Genomic DNA, 18,764 nt, shown 5'->3' on the forward strand with positions numbered 1-18,764 from the left:
CGCGCTCAGCGCCAATGGTCGGCGACCCATTGGGCAGGCAGCACGCGCCGGTACCACTTGCCGCTCACGCCGGCAATGACGTCGGGCGGGTTGGGCTTGCCGTGGAACACGATGATCTTGGCTCCCGGCGGGATGGTGGGCGGCGAGAACCAGCCCAGGATGCCCGGGCGCATGCAGTGGCGCTTGAAGCTGCGGCACCAGGCGTCGGGCCAGTAGCTGACCTTGCCCTGCCGGTTCAGGAAGCCGGTGATGTATTCCTGCTCGTTGCGCACGTCGGCGATCGATTGCGGGTAGCCGTTCTTCAGGTGCTCGAGCGCGTCGGTGTGCGCGCCGATGGTGAAGAGGTAGCACGAGGTGTTGCCCGTGCCGTCCTTCTTGTCCCACTCGCGGATCACGGTGAACTCGCCGGGCTGGTCGAAGAACGCGTCCAGGCTGTCGACGATGACGATGTCGAGGTCGAGGAACAGGGTCTTGCCGCTGAGGTCGTACAGCGGGTCGGCGAAGCTGGTGAGCTTGAGCCAGCCATGGCCGAAGGTCCAGGGTTTGCGCTGGTCGAATTCGTCGAAGCCGACGGCGGGAATGGGCTTGACCTCGACCGACGGGTCGATGCCTTCACCGTCGTCGGTCAGGCAGACGAAGCGGAAGGGCCGGTGCAGGTGCCGCGACACCATGCTGTGAAGTTTGTTGACGTACTCGGGGCCGTACTTCCTGCCCCATTTGATGCACAACACGTTGACGGTTTGCACGTCAGGCTCTCCTGGGTGTGCTTGTTGGAAGAATGTGTCCGCACTGACGCCGACCCGCGCGTCGAGTGTAGCGGAGCTCACTTCACCAGCAGCGCATCGATCGCCTGCAGGTCCTCGGGCAGCAGGGCGCCGCTGGCCTGGCGCAGGCGCAGGCCGCTGAGCAGCACGTTGTAGCGCGCCTGGGCCAGGTCGCGCTTGGTCTGGAACAGCTGGCTTTGCGCGTTGAGCACATCGATGTTGATGCGCACACCGACCTGGTAGCCCAGGCGGTTGGCGTCCAGCGCGCTCTGGCTGGAGGCTTCGGCCGCTTCCAGTGCCTTGACCTGGCCCTGGCCCGAGACCACGCCAAGGAATGCGCTGCGGGTGGAGAGGTCGATGCTGCGCCGGGCGGCTTCCAGGTCATTGCGGGCCTTCTCCTCCAGCGCCAGTGTTTCCTTCACCCGGTTCTGCACCGCGTAGCCGGCGAACAACGGCAGGTTGAACTGCAGGCCCACGCTGGCGGTGTTGGTGCGCATGTTGCCGGCGGTGGGCAGGGTGGTGGAGGGGCCGCGCGCCACCTGGTACTGCCCGACCAGGTCGAGCGTGGGTTTGTGCCCTGCCTCGGCCTTGCTGGTTTCCAGCTCGGCAATTTCCAGGTTGCGTGTGGCCTGCAGGATGGCTGGGTGGGTATCGGCCGTGCGGTTCACCCAGGCCTGCGGGTCGGCGGGCTGCAACTCGGGCAGGGTCACGGGTGAGATCAGCGGCAGGGGCGCGACGGCGCTGCGGCCCACGAGCTGGTCGAGCGCGAGCTTCTTCACGCGCAGGTCGTTCTCGGCCGCGATCTCGCGCGCCAGCACCAGGTCGTACTGGGCCTGCGCCTCGCGCGAGTCGGTGATGGTGGTGGTGCCGACCTCGAAGTTGCGCTTGGCGGCCGCCAGTTGTTCGGCCACCGCGGTCTTCTGAGCCTGCACGAAGGCCAGAGTGTCCTGCGCGGCCAGCACGTCGAAGTAGGCCTGCGAGGTGCGCACGATGAGGTCCTGCTCGGCCTGCGTCAACCGCGCCCGGGCGATGTCCACGCTGAGTTCGGCCTGATCGTTTGCGAGCTTGTTGGCCGGGCGGTACAGCGGCTGACTGGCCGAGAGTGTGGCGCTCTGGCTGTCGCTGGAGCCACTGAGCGCGCTGTTGCCACTGATGTCGCGCCGGGCCCAGCTGGCCACCGCACCCAGGCCGGCCTGGGGCAGGAGGCCGGCGCGCGCCTGCGCGGCCTGGGCCAGGCTGGCGTCGTACTGCGAGCGCGCGGACAGGTAGGTGGCGTCGAAGCCGCGTGCCGCCTCGTACAGCTGCACCAGACTCTGTGCCCGCGCGCCGCTGGTGAACAGGGTGCCCAGCACCAGCGCCGCGCCCAGTGCCAGAGGCTTCAGGGGCATCGGGTGGCGCAAGGCCGGGGGGCGGACGGACGGGGCGGCGTTCATGCGGGAATCCTTTGGGACGGGCGGTGCGGGGCCGGGGTGTGCGATGCGGGAGATGGCAGGAGGAGGTTCAGTACACCGGGACACCTGGATCGCGTTCCTGCGACCAGGCGTGGATGCCACCGTCGATGTTCACCACCTGGGTGAAGCCCAGACTTTCCAGGTACTGCACCACCTGCGCGCTGCGCGCGCCGTGGTGGCACAGGCAGGCCACGGGGTGGTGGCGGTCGAGTTCCGGGTAGCGCGCGGGGATGCTGCGCATGGGCATGTGGCGAAGTTCGAATCCCTCGGGCTTGACCGAGGCCGTCTGCAGCTCCCAGGGCTCGCGCACGTCCAGCACGACGGGCAGCGCCTCGGGCCGTGCCGGGTCGCTCGCCTGCTGCAGCCAGTTCTGGAGTTGGGCGGGGCGGATCGAGTTCATGGTCGCAGTCCGTGGTGCGGTGGAGGGAGCGGTGCTCAGAAGCTGAAGCGCGAGGGCTCGGGGAAGTGGCGCAGGCGCGGCGCCACGGTGTCCCAGGGCTGCGCGGTCTGGAAGGCCGCATCGCCCGTGCGGGTGACGATGGTGGCGCGCATCATGGGCTCGTGGCCCACGATCGCCGCCAGGCGGCCACCCGGTGCCAGCAGGGCCAGCAGCGCGGGCGGGATGTCCGCCACCGAGCCGCTGAGCACGATGGCGTCGTACGGGCCATCGGCGCCACACGCGGCAAAGCCGTCGGCGGCGGCGTCGGCGCAGCGCACATCCGCGTTGGTGATGCCCGCCTGCTGCAGGTTCTGGCGCGCCTGGCGGGCGAGCGCCTCGTCGATCTCGATCGTCACCACGCGCTGCGCCAGGCTGGCCAGCAGGGCCGCCATGTGGCCACTGCCCGTGCCCACTTCCAGCACCTTGTCGGTGGGCTTGAGCTGCAGGTCCTGCAGCAGGCGCGCCTCGACCTTGGGGGCGAGCATGACCTGGCCTTCCACAGCCGGCTGGGTGAGCGGCAGGTCCATGTCGGCGAAGGCCAGGGCCTTGTGCGCGGCGGGTGCAAAGTCCTCGCGGTGCACCCGGCTCAGCAGGTCCAGCACCTGCGCGTCGAGCACTTCCCAGGGGCGGATCTGTTGCTCGATCATGTTGAAGCGGGCCTGGTTCAGGCTGGGCGATTGGGGGGCGGTGGAAGAGGTCATGGCGTCGGCTCGGTGGAACAGGTTTTCAGGGGACGGTCAGCAGGCAATTTTACGAAGTGGGGCTGGCGGGCAGCGCGGTGGCGGGCGGCAGGCCGAGCCGGCGGCGACACCACGCGGCGAGGTCGTCCATGTAGCAATAGACCACCGGCACGACCACCAGGGTGAGCAGCGACGAGGTGATCACGCCACCGATCACGGCCTGGCCCATGGGCGCACGCTGTTCCGAGCCTTCGGTGAGCGCGAACGCCAGCGGCACCATGCCGAAGACCATGGCCAGCGTGGTCATCAGGATGGGGCGCAAGCGCACGCGCGCGGCCATGAGCAGGGCCGCTTCGCGGTCCATGGGCGGCGCGCCGGCGCGGCCTTCGCGCGCGCGGATGGCGAAGTCCACCAGCAGGATGGCGTTCTTGGTGACCAGGCCCATGAGCAGCACGATGCCGATCACCGAGAACATGCTCATGGTCGATCCGAACATCAGCAGCGTGAGCACGACGCCGATCAGCGTGAGCGGCAGCGAGGTCATGAGCGCCAGCGGCTGCAGGAAGCTCTGGAACTGGCTGGCCAGGATCATGTAGATGAAGATGATGGCCAGCGCCAGTGCCGACAGCGCGTAGCCGAAGGACTCCTGCATGTTCTTGGTGGAGCCCCCGAACTCGTAGCGGTAGCCGGGTGGGAAGGCGATGCCGTCGAGCACCTGCCGGATCTCGGCGGACACTTCGCCGGCCGAGCGGCCGTACACGTTGGCATTGATGGCCACCTCGCGGTTGAGGTTGCGCCGGTTGATCTGGTTCGGGCCGGTGGCCTCGACCACCTCGGCCACCTGGCCCAGGCGCACCACGCGCGCCGTGCCGTCGGCGGCCGTGCCGACCTGGAAGGGCAGTTGCTCCAGGTCGCTGGCGCGCTCGCGTTGCCCGGGTGTCAGGCGCACGTTGACGTCGTAACTCTGGCCATCGGCGGCGCGCCAGTTGCCCACGGTGGTGCCCGCCACCAGGGTGCGCAGGCTGTTGCCCACCGTCGCCACGCTCACGCCCGCGTCGGAGGCGAGATCGCGCCGCAGCCGCACGTCCACCGTGGGCTTGTCGGGCTTGACGCTGGCGTCCAGATCGACCAGGCCGACGATGGGCCGGATGCGTTCGAGCACGACCTGGGTCAGGCGGTCGAGTTCGGCCAGGTCGTCGCCCTGCAGCGAGAACTCCACCTGCTTGTTGCCACCCACGGCGTCGAGCAGGCCGGCGTGCGTGACCGTGATGCCGGGCACCGTGCGCAGCCGCTCACGCAGGCGGGCCGACATGGCGTCGGCACTGAGGGCGCGGTCCTTGCGGTCGATCAGGCGCACGTAAACGCTGGCGTACATGGTGCCCTGCGCGTTGCCGGTGTTGAGCGTCGACAAGGTGTACTTCACCTCGGGAAATTCGCGCAGGATCGCCTCGACCTCGCGCGTCTTGGCCTCGGTGGCCTGCAGCGAGGAGCCCACCGGTGTGTGAAAGCTCAGCGAGGTTTCTGAAAAGTCGGCCTTGGGCACGAACTCGGTGCCCAGCAGCGGCACGATGACCAGACTGCCCACAAAGGTGGCCAGCGCCAGCCCCAGTGTGGCCAGCTTGTGCCTGAGCGACCAGCGCAGCGCGCCCTGGTAGTTCTCGGCCAGATCGTCCTGGAAGCGGTCGAACCAGCCGGTGACGCGGCCGATGGTCCGCCCATACAGGGAGCGGTCGGCCCGGCCGTGCTTTTCGATCTCCGGGTCGTGCCACACCGAGGAGAGCATCGGGTCCAGCGTGAAGCTCACGAACATCGAGATCAGCACCGCCGCGACCATGGTGATGCCGAACTCGTGGAAGAACTTGCCGATGATGCCGCCCATGAAACCGATGGGCAGGAACACCGCGACGATGGACAGCGTGGTGGCGAGCACCGCCAGGCCGATCTCCTGCGTGCCGTCCATGGCCGCGTCGAACGGGCGCTTGCCCATCTGCACGTGGCGCACGATGTTCTCGCGCACCACGATGGCGTCGTCGATCAGCAGACCCACCGAGAGCGTGAGCGCCATCAGCGTGATCATGTTGATGGTGAAGCCGAACAGGTTCATGAAGAAGAAGGTGCCGATCAGCGCGATCGGCAGCGTCAGGCCGGTGATGACGGTCGAACGCCAGGAGTTCAGGAACAGGAAGACGATCAGCACCGTCAGCAGCGCGCCCTCGATCAGCGTGCGGCGCACGTTCTCGACCGAGACCCGGATGGGGCGCGAGCCGTCGGCGATCTGTTCCAGCCGCATGCCCGGGGGCAGTTCGGGGCCGATGGCCGCCACCGCCGCCTTCAGGCCATCGGTGACGGCAATCGTGTTCTCGTCCTGCGCTTTCTGCACCTGCAGCAGCAGCGTGCGCTGGCCGTTGTACAGCGCCAGGCTCTCGACCTCCTCGGTGCCGTCCGTCACCGTCGCCAGCTGCCCCAGGCGCACCGGCTGGCCGCCGCGGCGCGCGACGATGATGTCGTTGAAGTCCTGCGGATCCTGCAGGCGCGAGAGCAGCTGCACCACGCGCTCGGAATCGCCGGTCTTGAGCGTGCCCACCGGCAGGTCCTGGTTCTCGTTGCGCACGGCGGTGTTGACCTGTTCGGTGGTCACCCCCAGCGCCTCCATGGCCGAGGGGTCCAGGTCGATGTTGATCGCGCGCCGCGTCGCGCCCACCAGCGTGACCGAGCCCACGCCGCGCACGTTCTCCAGCCGCTTCTTGAGCGTCTGCTCGGCCCAGGTGGTGAGCTCGACCGCGCTCGGCGTCTTGCCGTTGACCGCTCCGGGAATGACGGCCACCGACCAGATCGAGCGCGCCGCCGGGTCGAAGCGCAGCACGCGCGGCTCCTCCACCTCATCGCGGAACACCGGTCGCAGGATGGCGATCTTCTCGCGCACGTCCTCGGCCGCCTTGCGCCCGTCCACCGTGAGCTGGAACTCAATGATGACGACCGACTGGCCTTCGTAGCTGCGCGAGGTCAGCGCGTTCACGCCGGCGATGGCGTTGACCGCTTCCTCCACCTTCTTCGTCACCTCGGATTCCACGATCTCGGGCGAGGCGCCCGGGTAGCTGGTGGTGACAACCACGACCGGGAAGTCGATGTTGGGGAACTGGTCGACCTGCAGGCGCTGGAACGAGAAGAGGCCCAGCACCACGAAGGCGACCATCACCATGGTGGCGAACACCGGGTTGCGCAGCGAGACCTGGGTGAACCACATGCGGATGGACTCAGTTCGTGGCCAGGCGCACGGCAGTGCCTTCGCGGATCAACCCCGCTTGCGCGCTCAGCACCGGGGTGCCGGCGGGCACGCCACCCACCTGGCGCATCGCCACCGCGCCGGCCTGGCCGCTGGCGCCGTCGGTGAGCGGCACATGCACCACGTTGCCCTCGCGCACGATCTGGATGTAGGGCTGGGGCTTGTCATTGCGCACCGCCGAGGCCGGCACCGCGAGGGTGTTGATGCTCCCGGTAACCACATGCCCTTGCGCGAACAGACCCGGGCGCATGCCCTCGACGGCCGGCACGCGCAGGTAGATCAGCACGCTGCGGCTGCTGGCCTGCACGCTGGGGTTGATGCGCGCGACCGTGGCTTGCACCGGCTGCGCCAGCCCTTCAATGCGCAGTTGCGCGGCCTGGCCCACCTTCACCGCCACAGCGTCCGCGGGCGTGATGGCCGCTTCCATCTCGAAGCCCGAGAGGTCGACCACGTCGAGCACGCGCGTGTCGATGCCCACCCGCTCGCCGTTCTGCACCAGGCGCGCCGCGATCTGGCCGCTCAGGGGCGAGCGCAACGTGGTGTCGGCCAGGGCCTTGTTCGCGATGTCGAGCGCGGCCAGCGCGGCCTGGTGCGTGGCTTCGGCGCCGGCCAGGTTGGCGATGGCCGTCTCCAGCGCGGTGGCCGAGATGAAGCCCTGGCGCACCAGGGCCTGGTTGTTGTCCAGCGTGCGCCGCGCGATCGCCACCTGCGCCTGGGCCGATGCGGCTTGCCGTTCGGCCTGGCGCACGCGGGCGCGGGCTTCGGTGCTGTCGATGCGCGCGACCACCTCGCCGGCCTTCACCGCATCGCCCTCCCGCTTGTCCAGCCCCTGGATCTCGCCCGCCGCGCGCGCCTTGATGGCTGCAGTCTTCAAGGCCTCGACCGAGCCCGAGACGCCGACCGACTGGATGAGTTCCACGGCGCGCACGGCCACCACGTCGTGCGCGGCAAGCGTGTACACCGGCGCCCGCTGCAGGGATTCGGCCGCCGCGCGTGCCGCCGCCGCCTGGGTCTTGCGCTTGTCCAGCGCGCGCACCACGCCCAGGCCCACGGCCAGCACCAGCGCGGCCAGCAGCAGCCATTTGATCCAGGTGGCGCGGGAGCGGGGCGTGGTCATGGTTGGCGCACCAGCATGCCGCGCAGCAGCAGGTCGACCTGGTTGTCCAGGAAGGCGACGGGCTCGATCTGCTGGGACGGCGGGCAGCACGGCGACATCGAGTGCTTCCACATCAGCAGGAAGATCATGGGCGCGATCAGGCTGTAGACCGCGTAGTCGAGATCCATGGGGCGCACCTCGCCCCGGTCAATGCCGCGCTGCAGGATGCGCCGGATCAGGTCGTGGCCCGGGCCGATCACCTCCTGCTGGTAGAACGCCGCGATCTCCGGAAACATGCCGGACTCGCTCATCACCAGCTTGGTGATGCCCGAGGCGGCCGTCATGCCGATGCGCTCCCACCAGGTGTGCATGCAGTAGCGCAACAGCTCGGCACTGCCACCGCTGAATTGCGCGAGCTCCTCGTTCCATTCGGTGAAGCGCCCGGCGATGGTCTCGCGCACCACCGCCTTGAAAAGCTCTTCCTTGCTTGGGAAATACAGAAACAGCGTGCCCTTGGACACCCCGGCGCGGGCGGCCACTTCCTCGACCCGCGTGGCGGCAAAGCCCTTTTCGACGAACAGCTGCAGGGCTGCGTCCACCAGCTCACCGGGGCGCGCTTCCTTGCGCCTGGCGCGGCGCTGGCGTGGTTCGGCGTCGCTGGTCTGCGCCGCGTCGTCGTCCGGTGGAACGGGGGTGGGTGGCATGCTGAAAGTTAATGACCGATGGGTTATTAATATAACCCATGGCCATGGAGCGACTGTGTCGCCCGGGTAAAGACGCGGCAAACGCCGCGCGCCGGGCGGGGCTTCAGCCCAGCCGCATGCCCACGCGTGTGATCTTCTTGGCCTCCACTTCGCGCACGCTGATTTCGGCATTGCCCAGCGCGGCGGTGTCGCCCACCACCGGTGGCCGGTTGAGTTCGGTGTGCAGCCACTGCCCGACCGACTGGCTGGAGTCCGCCGGCACCGGCAGGCCGTAGAAGCCGCACAGGCTCTCCATCGGCGTGCCGGCATCGAGCTCGAAATCCCCATAGACCAGGCGGGCGTGCTCGGTGTCGTCCGGGTCGGGCAGGGCCACGCCGGTGCGCCGCGCGGCCCAGGCGATGGTGGAGCCCTGCAGCAGCAGCGATGTCAGCACCACGACGAACGCCACGTTGAAGAAGGTGTGCGCGCCCTGCACGCCGGCCATCACCGGGAACACGGCCAGCACGATGGGCACGGCGCCACGCAGGCCGACCCAGGAAATGAAGGTGATCTCGCGCGGGCTGAAGCGCAAGGGGGCCAGGCACAGCCAGACCGAGACCGGTCGCGCCACCAGCATCAGCACCAGCGAGACGCCGATCGCCGGCCACAGGGTGCGCAGCAACTCCGAGGGGGTGACCAGCAGACCCAGCAAAAGGAACATGCCGGCCTGCGCCAGCCAGGCGTAGCCGTCCATGGCCGAGAGCGCGGGCCGCACCAGGCGCCGTGCCCGGTTCCCGGCGATGACGCCCATGGCGTACACCGCCAGGAAACCCGAACCGCCGAGCCAGGTCGTGAGCGCGAACACCGCCAGGCCGCCCGAGACCATGAGCAGCGCGCGGATGCCGCCGCCGCCGTCCACGCCGCGCCCCATGCGCTTGAGCAACCCGGCCAGGCCGAAGCCACAGGCGACGCCCATGGCGGCACCCCAGCCGAACTGGTACAGCAGCGAAAGCAGAACCGCCTTGGCGCTGAGCTCGTCACCCGTACCGGCGCCCACGGCCAGTGCAACGCCGATGAAGGTCAGCGTGAGGTACACCGCCATCGGATCGTTCATGCCGGACTCGATCTCCAGCGTCGCGGCCACGCGCTCGTTGAGTTTGACGCCCGATGACTTGAGCAGCGAGAACACCGCGGCCGCGTCGGTGGAGCCGACGATGGCACCCACCAGCAGCGCCAGCGGCCAGGACAGGTCGAGCAGCCAGTGGGCGGCCGCGGCGGTCAGGCCGGTGCAGACCACCACGCCCACGGTGGCCAGCAGCAGCGAAGGCCGCAGGCCGGTGCGGAAGGTGACGATGTCGGTGCGCAGGCCCCCATCGAGCAGGATCACGGCCAGGGCCACGTTGCCGACCACGAAGCTCAGGCGGAAGTCGTCGAACACCACGCCGCCCGGGCCGTCGACCCCGGCCAGCGTGCCCACCACCAGGAACACCAGCAGGAAGGAGAATCCCACGCGTGCCGAGAACACGCCGGCCATCACGCTGATGAAAACCAGCGAGGCAGCGGCCAGCAGCGGCAGGGAGAGGAAATCGAGCGACAGGGACATGTCCCTGAAGCTAACAGAAAGTTGGTGCGGCCCGAGGTGCCCGGTTCAGGAAAACGCCTGGATGCCGGTGATCGCGCGGCCCAGGATGAGCGCGTGCACGTCGTGCGTGCCCTCGTAGGTGTTGACCACCTCCAGGTTCACCAGGTGGCGCGCCACGCCGAACTCGTCGCTGATGCCGTTGCCGCCCATCATGTCGCGCGCCAGGCGCGCGATGTCCAGCGCCTTGCCGCAGCTGTTGCGCTTGAGGATGCTGGTGATCTCCACCGCGGCCGTGCCTTCGTCCTTCATGCGGCCCAGGCGCAGGCAGCCCTGCAGGCCCAGGCTGATCTCGGTCAGCATGTCGGCCAGCTTCTTCTGGACCAGCTGGTTGGCCGCCAGCGGGCGGCCGAACTGGTGGCGGTCCAGCACGTACTGGCGGGCGCGGAAGTAGCAGTCTTCGGCCGCACCCAGCGCGCCCCAGGCGATGCCGTAGCGCGCGCTGTTGAGGCAGGTGAACGGGCCCTTGAGGCCACGCACCTCGGGGAAGGCGTTCTCTTCGGGGCAGAAGACACCGTCCATCACGATTTCTCCGGTGATGGAGGCGCGCAGGCCCACCTTGCTGTGGATGGCCGGGGCGGAGAGGCCCTTCATGCCCTTGTCCAGGATGAAGCCGCGGATCGCGCCCTCGTCGTCCTTGGCCCAGACCACGAACACGTCGGCGATGGGGCTGTTGGTGATCCACATCTTGGCGCCCGACAGGCTGTAGCCGCCGGCCACCTTCTTCGCGCGCGTGACCATGCTGCCGGGGTCGGAGCCGTGGTTGGGTTCGGTCAGGCCGAAGCAGCCGATCCATTCGCCGGTGGCCAGTTTGGGCAGGTACTTCTGCTTCTGCGCTTCGGTGCCGAACTCGTTGATGGGCACCATCACCAGCGAGCTCTGCACGCTCATCATCGAGCGGTAGCCCGAGTCCACGCGCTCGACTTCGCGCGCCACCAGGCCGTAGCAGACGTAGTTCAGGCCGGCGCCGCCGTAGGCCTCGGGGATGGTCGCACCCAGCAGGCCGAGCTCGCCCATCTCGCGAAAGATCGCCGGGTCCGTCTTTTCGTGGCGGAAGGCCTCGGTCACGCGCGGCAGCAGCTTTTCCTGGCAGTAGGCGTGCGCGGCTTCGCGCACCTGTCGCTCGTCGTCGGTCAGCTGCTGGTCGAGGTGGAACGGGTCTTCCCAGCTGAAGCGGGCTTTGGCGATGGTCATGGGTTGTCTCCGGTGGTCGGGGTGGCGATGCGGTGATTGTCGGTGGCCCATGAATACCTGTCTAATATCGTTCCTGTATTCATCGATATAAGTATCAGATCAATGGAATTCCGGCACCTGCGCTATTTCCTGGCCTTGGCCGAAGAGCTGCACTTCGGCCGCGCGGCCCAGCGCCTGGCCATCACGCAGCCGCCGCTCTCGCTCAACATCCAGCAGCTCGAAGCCTCGGTGGGCGCGCAGCTGTTCACCCGCAACAGCCGCGGCGTGCAGCTCACGGCGGCGGGGCAGGCCTTCGTGCCGGCGGCGCGCGCGCTGCTGGAGCAGGCCGGGGTGGCCGCGCGCGAGGCGCGCGAGGTCGCGCAAGGCCTGGTCGGCAGCCTGCAGATCGGCTTTGCCGGCACGGTGCTCTACCGGGGCCTGCCGCAGATCCTCAAGCGCTTCGCCACCGCGCACCCGCGGCTGCGCCTGGTGCTGCGCGAGATGAGTTCGAGCGACCAGTTGATCGATCTCATGCACGAGCGGCTGGACCTGGGCTTCGTGCACACCACGCGCGTGCCGGCCGGCTTCTCGCAGATCCTCGTGTCGCGCCAGCCCTTCGTGGCCTGCCTGCCCGCGGGCCACGCGCTGGCGCGGCGCAAGCGGCTGCCGCTGGTGTTGTTGCAGGGCGAGCCGTTTGCCATGGTCTCGCGCGCCGTCTCGCCGGACTACCACGAGCGCATCCTGGGCCTGTGCGCCGACGCCGGCTTCGCGCCCGAGACCCGTTACGAGCTGCGCCACTGGCTCAGCGTGGTCTCGCTGGTGTCGCAGGGGCTGTGCGTGGCGCTGGTGCCGGCCGCGCTGGCGCAGGCCGGCCTGCCCGGCGCGGTGTTCGTGCCGTTGCAGGGCGGGACACCGCCCTACGAGACGCATTGCCTGTGGAAGACCGACAGGGACCAGGCCGCTCTGGGGGCATTCCTGGGTGCCGTGCGCGGGTTTGCGCAACCGCTAGAGTGACGTGCTGTTGAAAGATTCCTGCGCATGGGTGGACCAACGCAAGTGAACAAACCATGGAGAACACGATGAGCGACAAACAGGTGCTGGTGCTGGGCGGTGGCTGCTTCTGGTGCACCGAATCGGTCTACAAGGAAGTGACGGGCGTGACCGACGTCGAGTCCGGTTACAGCAACGGCCATGCCAAGCAGCCCAGCTACGAGGCGGTCTGCACCGGCACGACCGGCCACAACGAGGTGGTGCGGCTCGAGTACGACCCGGCACTCATCAGCACGCGCGAGATCCTGGAAATCTTCTTCGTGATCCACGACCCGACCACGCCGAACCGCCAGGGCAACGACGTGGGCACGCAGTACCGCAGCGGCATCTACTTCACCACGCCCGAGCAGCAGCAGGTGGCGCAGGCGCTGATCGACGAGCTCACGAAAGACCAGGCCTTCGGTCAACCCATCGTCACCGAGCTGAAGGCGCTGGACAACTACTGGCCGGCCGAGGCCTACCACCAGGACTTCTTCGAGCGCAACCCCAACCAGGGCTACTGCATGATGGTGGCGGCGCCCAAGGTGGCGAAGTTCCGCAAGACCTTCGCGCGGCTGGCGAAATAGCCTGATCGAGACGGCACGGGCGGGCTCCGGCACAGGGAGCCCGCCCGTTGTCCATGCGAAACCTGCTTACTTGGGCAGCATCACCTTGTCGATGACATGGATCACGCCGTTGGACTGATACACATCGGCGATGGTGACCGTGGCCACGCCGCCTTTTTCATCCGTCACGGTGAGCTTGCCGCCGGCCGCCTTCGCCACCAGCGTGCCACCGGCCACGGTCTTGATCGAGGCCATGCCCTTGCCGTCCATGACCATCTTGCCGATGGCGGCGGCGTCCCATTTGCCGGGGACGACGTGGTAGGTCAGGATGCCGGTGAGCATGCCCTTGTTCTCGGGCTTGAGCAGGGCGTCCACCGTGCCAGCCGGCAGCGCGGCGAACGCGGCGTTGGTGGGCGCGAACACGGTGAACGGGCCGGGGCCCTTGAGCGTGTCGACCAGGCCCGCGGCCTTCACCGCCGCGACCAGCGTGGTGTGGTCCTTCGAATTCACCGCGTTGTCGATGATGTCCTTGCTTGCCAGCATGGGCGCGCCACCCACCATGACTTGCGCGAAGGCGCCGAGGGATGCGGTGCCGATGGCCAGGGCCAGAACGGTCTTGCCGAGGGTGTGCTTGATCATGAAGTCTCCTTGAGGGTTTGAAGCCGGAATTGCGGCTGCAAGGAGATACGCAGTGCGGGGCCGCACTGGATTCAAGAAAATGCGGTGACGGGCCTCAGCGCGACCCGGCCTGGCGCCGCAGGGCCGCCTGCAGCAGCGGCCAGCAGACGATCACGGCCAGACCCATCAGCACCAGCGCGGCCGCCCCCAGCTTCCAGCCCGGCAGCGCCTCGCCCAGCGACAGCGCCGAGGCCCCCATGCCGAACACGGGGATCAGCAGGGCCAGCGGCGTCACTGTGGCGGCGGGGTGGCGAGCGAGCAGCCAGTTCCACACGCCGTAGCCATACAAGGTATTGCCCACCGCCTGCCACAGCACGCTGGCCCAGACCCGCATGCCGGCCTGTTGCACGCTGTCGGCCATGAGTTGCGGGCCCTCGACCAGCCAGGACAGCGCGAACAGTGGCGGCACCGCGAACACGCTGCTCCAGACCATGAAGTGCAGCATGTTGACCGGTCCGAGCGACTTGACCGTGAGGTTGGCCAGCGACCAGAAGAAGGCCGCGCCCAGCACCAGGCCGATGCCCAGCAGCGTGACGGTTGCATCGAGGTTGGCGGCAATCACCCCCAGGCCCGCCAGTGCCAGCAACAGGCCGGCCGCCTGGTAGCCGCGCACCTTCTCGCCCATGAGCCACAGCGACAGGCCGATGGTGAAGAAGACCTGCAACTGCACCACCAGCGAGGCCAGGCCGGGCGAGATGCTGCTGCGCATGGCCAGGAACAGCAGACCGAACTGGCCCACACCCAGCAGCACGCCGAAGGTGGCGATCTTGCGCCAGGGCGCGGTGGGGCGCGGGATGAACAGCAGCCAGGGCAGGGCGGAGAGCGCGAAGCGCAGCGTGGCGAAGAGAAAGGGCGGCAGCCCGTCCAGCCCCCAGCGGATCACCACGAAGTTCGTGCCCCACACGAAGACCACGGAGAGGGCGAGGAGCAGATGAGAGGGTGGCAAGGCGGTTCCGGTTCGGGTGGGATAGGCAGTGTAGTGACGGTGGCTTTGTTGCAACTCGATTGCGTTAATATTCCTCATCTTGCAACCAGGTTGCAATAATCAGACGCTTCTCTTTTCTTGGCCGGATCAGCCGCCTTGTCCTCTCGCACCGTTTCCCCGTTCACGGGCGTGCCGCCCACCATCCAGTCTCAATTGGAGGTCGCCGGCCTGCGCCGCACGCTTGCCACACGCGCTGTGCTTGGCCTGTTCCTGGCGCAACCGCGAGGGGGTCTGAGCCACGCGCAGGTACTCGCGGCATTGGGCATGCGTGGGCTGGCCCTCAACCGGGTCACGCTCTACCGCCTGCTCGACCGGCTGGCCGCATGTGGCGTGTTGCAGCGTTACACCGACGAGCAGACCCGCACCTGGCGTTTTCGCCTGGCCCCGCTGAACGCTGCGGGCAGCGCAGAGGGCGTCGCGCCCCGCTTCGAGTGCGACGCCTGCCACCGCAGGATGAGCCTGACCGCCGCGACCGAGAGCACGCGCGCGCTGCATCGCGAGTTGTTGCGCGCGGTTGAACGATTGGGGCATCACGCTGAGCGGGTGGAGGTCTCCGTCCGCGGCACCTGCGCGAATTGCGTGGAGTCCGCCGCGTGATCGAAGCGCGCGGCGTGTCCTACGCCTACCCGCGCAGCGCACCACTGCGACTGGGCGACGTGTCGGTGCCGCAGGGTGGCGTGCTGCTGCTGCGCGGTCCGTCGGGCAGCGGCAAGTCCACCTGGCTGGCGCTGGCCGCCGGCCTGCTCACGCCCTCGGCGGGCGAGATGGTGGTGGCCGGGCAGTCTGTGGCCGCGCTGGCGCCCGCGGCGCGCGACGCCTGGCGCGCGCGGCACATCGGTTTTCTGCCGCAGAAGCTGTACCTGAGCGAGGCGCTCGGCGTGGCCGACAACCTGGCGCTGGTGTATTTCGCCGCCGGCCTGCCGGTGGACCGCCGCGCCATTGCGCAGGCGCTGGACAGCCTGGGTGTGGGCGAACTGGCGGCGCGCCGGCCTTCGCAGCTCTCGGGCGGCCAGGCGCTGCGCGTGGCGCTGGCGCGCGCCACACTGCTGCGCCCGCGCGTGGTGCTGGCCGACGAGCCCACCGCCAGCCTGGACGACAGCGCCTGCGCGGCCGCGCTGCAGCGGCTGCAGGGCCACGCTGCGGCGCTGCAGGCCACGCTGGTGATCGCCACGCACGATGCGCGCGTGCTGCAGGCGGTGCCGCGGGCGCAGGTGCTGGCCTTCCCGGCGGCGGCCGTGGGGAGCGCCACATGAACGTGTTGACCCTGTCCTGGCGCTACCTGTGGTCGCGGCCCTTGTCCACGGTGCTCAACCTGCTGCTGCTCGCGCTGGGCCTGGCGTCCATGGCCTTCCTGCTGATCGCGCGCGACCAGGTCGACCGCGCCTTCGAGCGCGACCTGGCCGGCATCGACCTCGTGGTCGGCGCCAAGGGCAGCCCGATGCAGCTCATCCTCGCGGGCGTGTTCCACCTCGACGTGCCGCCCGGCAACATCCCGCTGGTCGAGGCCAACCAGCTGGCGCAGCACCCGCAGGTGGCGCAGTTGATCCCGTTGAGCCTGGGCGACAACCTGGGGGGCTTTCGCATCGTCGGCACCACGCGCGACTACCCGGCCCACTACGGCGCGCAGCTGGCCCGCGGCGCGTTCTGGCAGGCGCCGCTGGAAGCGGTGCTGGGTGCCCAGGTGGCGCAGCGCACCGGGCTGCAGATCGGGCAGGCCTTCGAGGGGGCGCACGGGCTGGGCAGGGGCGGCGCGGTGCACGGCGCCACGCCCTACACCGTGACCGGTGTGCTCGCGGCCTGCGGCTGCGTGCTCGACCGGCTGGTGCTCACCGCCACCGAATCCGTCTGGCGTGTGCACGACGACATGCACGCCGGTGCGAACATGAGCGAGGACGAACGCGCCGAGCTGGCCGAGGCGCTGGCGGCGGAACGCGAGATCACGCTCGCCCTGGTCCGCTACCGCACGCCGCTGGCGGCCGCGAGCCTGCCGCGCTTCATCAACCAGAGCACCTCCATGCAGGCGGCGGCGCCTGCGGTGGAGATCACGCGCCTGCTGAGCATGGTGGGCGTGGGCACGCAGGTGCTGCGCGCGCTCGCGGCCGTGCTGCTGGTGGTGGCGGGGCTGTCGGTGTTCATTGCGCTGTGGAACGCGGTGCGCGAGCGCCGCGCCGACCTGGCCATGCTGCGCATGCTGGGCGCGCCGCCCGCGCGCGTGGCCGCGCTGCTGCTGTGCGAGGCGCTCTGGCTGGCGTTGCTGGCCTGCGCGGCGGCGCTGCTGGCCGCCCACGGGCTCACGGCCGTGATGGGCGACATGTTGATGGCCCGGCAGTCGCTGGCCATCACCGGTTGGCAATGGGTGCCCGGCGAAGCCTGGGTGCCTGTGCTGGCTTTCGGGGTGGCGGTGGTGGCGGCCTTTGTGCCCGCGGCCAGCGCCTACCGTGTTGATGTCACTCAACTTCTCAACTCGAGGTGAAACCATGAAGAAATCGTTCCTGTTCCTGTTCGCGGCCGCCGCGCTGTCCACCGCCGCCCTGGCCCAGCACTCCGACCAGGAGGTCAAGGAAGACATTGCGCGCCACCGCGCCATGGCCGCCGCGCATGAAGGCGCGGCCAGGTGCCTGGAGGCCGGCAAGGGCGAAAAGGTCTGCATGCAGGAACTCTCGGTGGCCTGCAAGGGTCTGGCCCTGGGAAAATACTGCGGCATGCGCCACGCGCATTGACGCACCCCAACCCAAGCGAGAGCACCGATGCCTGACCTGTTCCCCGCTCCCCGCTTCCTTGCCGCACTGCTGGTGGCGGGCGTGGCACTGCATGGAAGCGCCCATGCCCAGGCCCTGAGCTCGCCGGTGCCGTCATCGGCCAGCAACCCGAAGGCAGCGCAGCCGGCGCTGCCGAGCGGCCAAGGCGCGGGGGTGCACAGCCCGCTGAGTCCGTTCCCGCCGCTGCCCCGGCGCGAGGATGTGGTGGCATGGTCGCTGCTCACCGACGTCACAACCAAGGTCGAGAAGAAGCGCATCGTGCCGGTCTACCCGGCGCCGGTGGAAGCGCTGAACCAGAAGACGCTGCGGCTGCAGGGCTACATGATGCCGCTGGATCCGGGGGAGAACCAGCGCCACTTCCTGCTGGCCTCGGTGCCGCTGACCTGCAGCTTCTGCACGCCCGGCGGACCCGAGAGCATGGTCGAGGTGCGCACCCGCAAACCGGTGAAATACGTGCTGGAAGCCGTGGTCGTCGAAGGCACCTTCCACGTGCTCAAGGACGACCCCTACGGCCTGTACTACCGCATCACCGGCGCGGTCGGCGTCGACTAGGGAGAACGCCCGGCCGCTACCATCGCCGGGTGAACCTCGCTGCCCACCCCGTTGTTGCCTCTCTCACCCCGGTCTTCATCCTGATCGGCTTCGGCTATCTGGCCGGACGCTGGGAGTGGATCCGCGACGCGGCCGTGAAGGACCTGTCCAACCTGGTGTTCCTCCTGCTGATTCCGGCGCTGCTGTTCCGCACCATGAGCGCGGTGCACTTCGAAGCGCTGGACCTGCGGCCGGTGCTGGCCTACTTTCCGGCGGCGCTGGTGCTGCTGGGCGTCTCGATCGTCTGGCGCGGCTTCAACCGCAGCAGCGTGGTGCTCGGGCTTGCCGGGGTGTTCTCCAACATGGTGATGATCGGCATCACCCTGGTCGAGCTGGCCTACGGCAAGGCCGCCCTGGTCACCCTGCTCACGCTGGTCTCGGTGCATGCGCTCATCCTGCTGACCTTCGGCTCCATCGTGATCGAGCTGGCCGTCGCGCGCGAGGCCCGCGCGGGGGGAGAGCGGGCACCGCACGTGCTGGCCACGGCGTGGTCGGCGTTCAAATCCGCGCTGATCCATCCGATTCCCCTGCCCATCCTCTGTGGCCTGCTGTTCGCGCAGACCGGGCTCGCGCTGCCCACGGTGGTGGACAAGCCGCTGCAGCTGCTGGGGGCGGCCTTCGGCCCGATCGCGCTCGTGCTGCTGGGCGTGACGCTGGCGCGAACGCCGCTGCGCGGGCATGTGCGGCAGGCGCTGTGGGTCACCGCCTCGAAGAACCTGATCATGCCGGTGCTGGTGGGCCTGAGCGCCTGGGCGCTGGGCATCAGCGGCGTGCCGCTGACGGTGATGGTCGTGGCCGCCGCGTTGCCCATCGGCGCCAACGTGTTCCTGTTTGCCCAGCGCTACGACGTGGTCCAGGAAACGACCACCGCCAGCATGGGCCTGTCCACGCTGCTGGCGCTGTTCACGCTGTCCCTGGTCATGCTGGTCATGTCCTGGATCCACTGAG

Annotated in this window: 19 protein-coding genes; 8 read left to right on the top strand and 11 right to left on the bottom strand. The window is 68.9% G+C overall.

Translation table 11 applies throughout. From position 1 onward, the window contains the following. Positions 1 to 5 precede the first annotated feature (5 nt). The 9 genes from AB7P10_RS01800 to AB7P10_RS01840 all read right to left on the bottom strand — a co-directional run bounded on the left by AB7P10_RS01800 (position 6) and on the right by AB7P10_RS01840 (position 11,229). Positions 6 to 746, bottom strand: a complete 741-nt coding sequence (locus AB7P10_RS01800; protein WP_428292114.1) for a glycosyltransferase — start codon at positions 744 to 746, stop codon at positions 6 to 8. Between the two features lie 77 nt (positions 747 to 823). Beyond that, positions 824 to 2,197: a TolC family outer membrane protein gene (locus AB7P10_RS01805; protein WP_428292115.1), complete on the bottom strand. Its 1,374-nt coding sequence runs from the start codon at positions 2,195 to 2,197 to the stop codon at positions 824 to 826. A 67-nt stretch (positions 2,198 to 2,264) separates the two neighbouring features. After that, the gene (locus AB7P10_RS01810) at positions 2,265 to 2,615 is read right to left on the bottom strand and encodes a rhodanese-like domain-containing protein (protein WP_428292116.1); all 351 of its coding nucleotides are present in this window, start codon (positions 2,613 to 2,615) and stop codon (positions 2,265 to 2,267) included. A 35-nt stretch (positions 2,616 to 2,650) separates the two neighbouring features. Continuing rightward, positions 2,651 to 3,355 carry a protein-L-isoaspartate O-methyltransferase family protein gene (locus AB7P10_RS01815; protein ID WP_428292117.1) on the bottom strand — a complete coding sequence of 235 codons (705 nt, stop codon included), beginning with the start codon at positions 3,353 to 3,355 and terminating at the stop codon, positions 2,651 to 2,653. 49 nt (positions 3,356 to 3,404) lie between these two features. Further along, complete coding sequence (locus tag AB7P10_RS01820) at positions 3,405 to 6,578, bottom strand: efflux RND transporter permease subunit (RefSeq protein WP_428292118.1); 3,174 nt, start codon at positions 6,576 to 6,578, stop codon at positions 3,405 to 3,407. A gap of 10 nt (positions 6,579 to 6,588) precedes the next feature. Further along, entirely contained in the window at positions 6,589 to 7,734 is a 1,146-nt protein-coding gene (locus AB7P10_RS01825; protein ID WP_428292119.1) for an efflux RND transporter periplasmic adaptor subunit, read from the bottom strand. Then, entirely contained in the window at positions 7,731 to 8,417 is a 687-nt protein-coding gene (locus AB7P10_RS01830) for a TetR/AcrR family transcriptional regulator (RefSeq protein ID WP_428292120.1), read from the bottom strand. The genes AB7P10_RS01825 and AB7P10_RS01830 overlap by 4 nt, the downstream gene beginning before the upstream one ends. Positions 8,418 to 8,520: 103 nt before the next feature. Beyond that, a complete protein-coding gene (locus AB7P10_RS01835) occupies positions 8,521 to 9,999 on the bottom strand; it encodes a potassium/proton antiporter (protein ID WP_428292121.1) in 1,479 nt (492 codons plus the stop codon). A gap of 45 nt (positions 10,000 to 10,044) precedes the next feature. Continuing rightward, entirely contained in the window at positions 10,045 to 11,229 is a 1,185-nt protein-coding gene (locus tag AB7P10_RS01840; protein ID WP_428292122.1) for an acyl-CoA dehydrogenase, read from the bottom strand. Positions 11,230 to 11,331: 102 nt separating this feature from the next. Between AB7P10_RS01840 and AB7P10_RS01845 the strand changes: the two genes are divergently transcribed. Beyond that, complete coding sequence (locus AB7P10_RS01845; RefSeq protein WP_428292123.1) at positions 11,332 to 12,222, top strand: LysR family transcriptional regulator; 891 nt, start codon at positions 11,332 to 11,334, stop codon at positions 12,220 to 12,222. Positions 12,223 to 12,287: 65 nt separating this feature from the next. Beyond that, positions 12,288 to 12,824, top strand: coding sequence for a peptide-methionine (S)-S-oxide reductase MsrA (gene msrA / locus AB7P10_RS01850; protein WP_428292124.1), 537 nt, complete (start codon positions 12,288 to 12,290; stop codon positions 12,822 to 12,824). Positions 12,825 to 12,890: 66 nt separating this feature from the next. Here msrA and AB7P10_RS01855 read toward each other — a convergent pair whose 3' ends face one another. Further along, entirely contained in the window at positions 12,891 to 13,442 is a 552-nt protein-coding gene (locus tag AB7P10_RS01855; protein WP_428292125.1) for a fasciclin domain-containing protein, read from the bottom strand. 94 nt (positions 13,443 to 13,536) lie between these two features. Beyond that, on the bottom strand, positions 13,537 to 14,427 hold the full coding sequence (locus tag AB7P10_RS01860; RefSeq protein WP_428292126.1) for an EamA family transporter: 891 nt from the start codon (positions 14,425 to 14,427) through the stop codon (positions 13,537 to 13,539). Between the two features lie 135 nt (positions 14,428 to 14,562). On the opposite strand from AB7P10_RS01860, the gene AB7P10_RS01865 reads away from it, so the two are divergent. The 6 genes from AB7P10_RS01865 to AB7P10_RS01890 are packed head-to-tail and all read left to right on the top strand — an operon-like array spanning position 14,563 to position 18,763. After that, complete coding sequence (locus tag AB7P10_RS01865) at positions 14,563 to 15,063, top strand: Fur family transcriptional regulator (protein ID WP_428292127.1); 501 nt, start codon at positions 14,563 to 14,565, stop codon at positions 15,061 to 15,063. Then, positions 15,060 to 15,719 carry an ABC transporter ATP-binding protein gene (locus tag AB7P10_RS01870; protein ID WP_428292128.1) on the top strand — a complete coding sequence of 220 codons (660 nt, stop codon included), beginning with the start codon at positions 15,060 to 15,062 and terminating at the stop codon, positions 15,717 to 15,719. The genes AB7P10_RS01865 and AB7P10_RS01870 overlap by 4 nt, the downstream gene beginning before the upstream one ends. Next, a complete protein-coding gene (locus AB7P10_RS01875; protein WP_428292129.1) occupies positions 15,716 to 16,939 on the top strand; it encodes an FtsX-like permease family protein in 1,224 nt (407 codons plus the stop codon). The genes AB7P10_RS01870 and AB7P10_RS01875 overlap by 4 nt, the downstream gene beginning before the upstream one ends. A gap of 4 nt (positions 16,940 to 16,943) precedes the next feature. Beyond that, positions 16,944 to 17,186, top strand: a complete 243-nt coding sequence (locus AB7P10_RS01880; protein ID WP_428292130.1) for a hypothetical protein — start codon at positions 16,944 to 16,946, stop codon at positions 17,184 to 17,186. Positions 17,187 to 17,213: 27 nt separating this feature from the next. Next, positions 17,214 to 17,777: a DUF3299 domain-containing protein gene (locus tag AB7P10_RS01885; protein WP_428292131.1), complete on the top strand. Its 564-nt coding sequence runs from the start codon at positions 17,214 to 17,216 to the stop codon at positions 17,775 to 17,777. 29 nt (positions 17,778 to 17,806) lie between these two features. After that, a complete protein-coding gene (locus tag AB7P10_RS01890) occupies positions 17,807 to 18,763 on the top strand; it encodes an AEC family transporter (RefSeq protein ID WP_428292132.1) in 957 nt (318 codons plus the stop codon). Position 18,764: the final 1 nt, after the last annotated feature.

The organism is Hydrogenophaga sp. (assembly GCF_050182545.1).
GTDB lineage: Bacteria > Pseudomonadota > Gammaproteobacteria > Burkholderiales > Burkholderiaceae_C > Hydrogenophaga.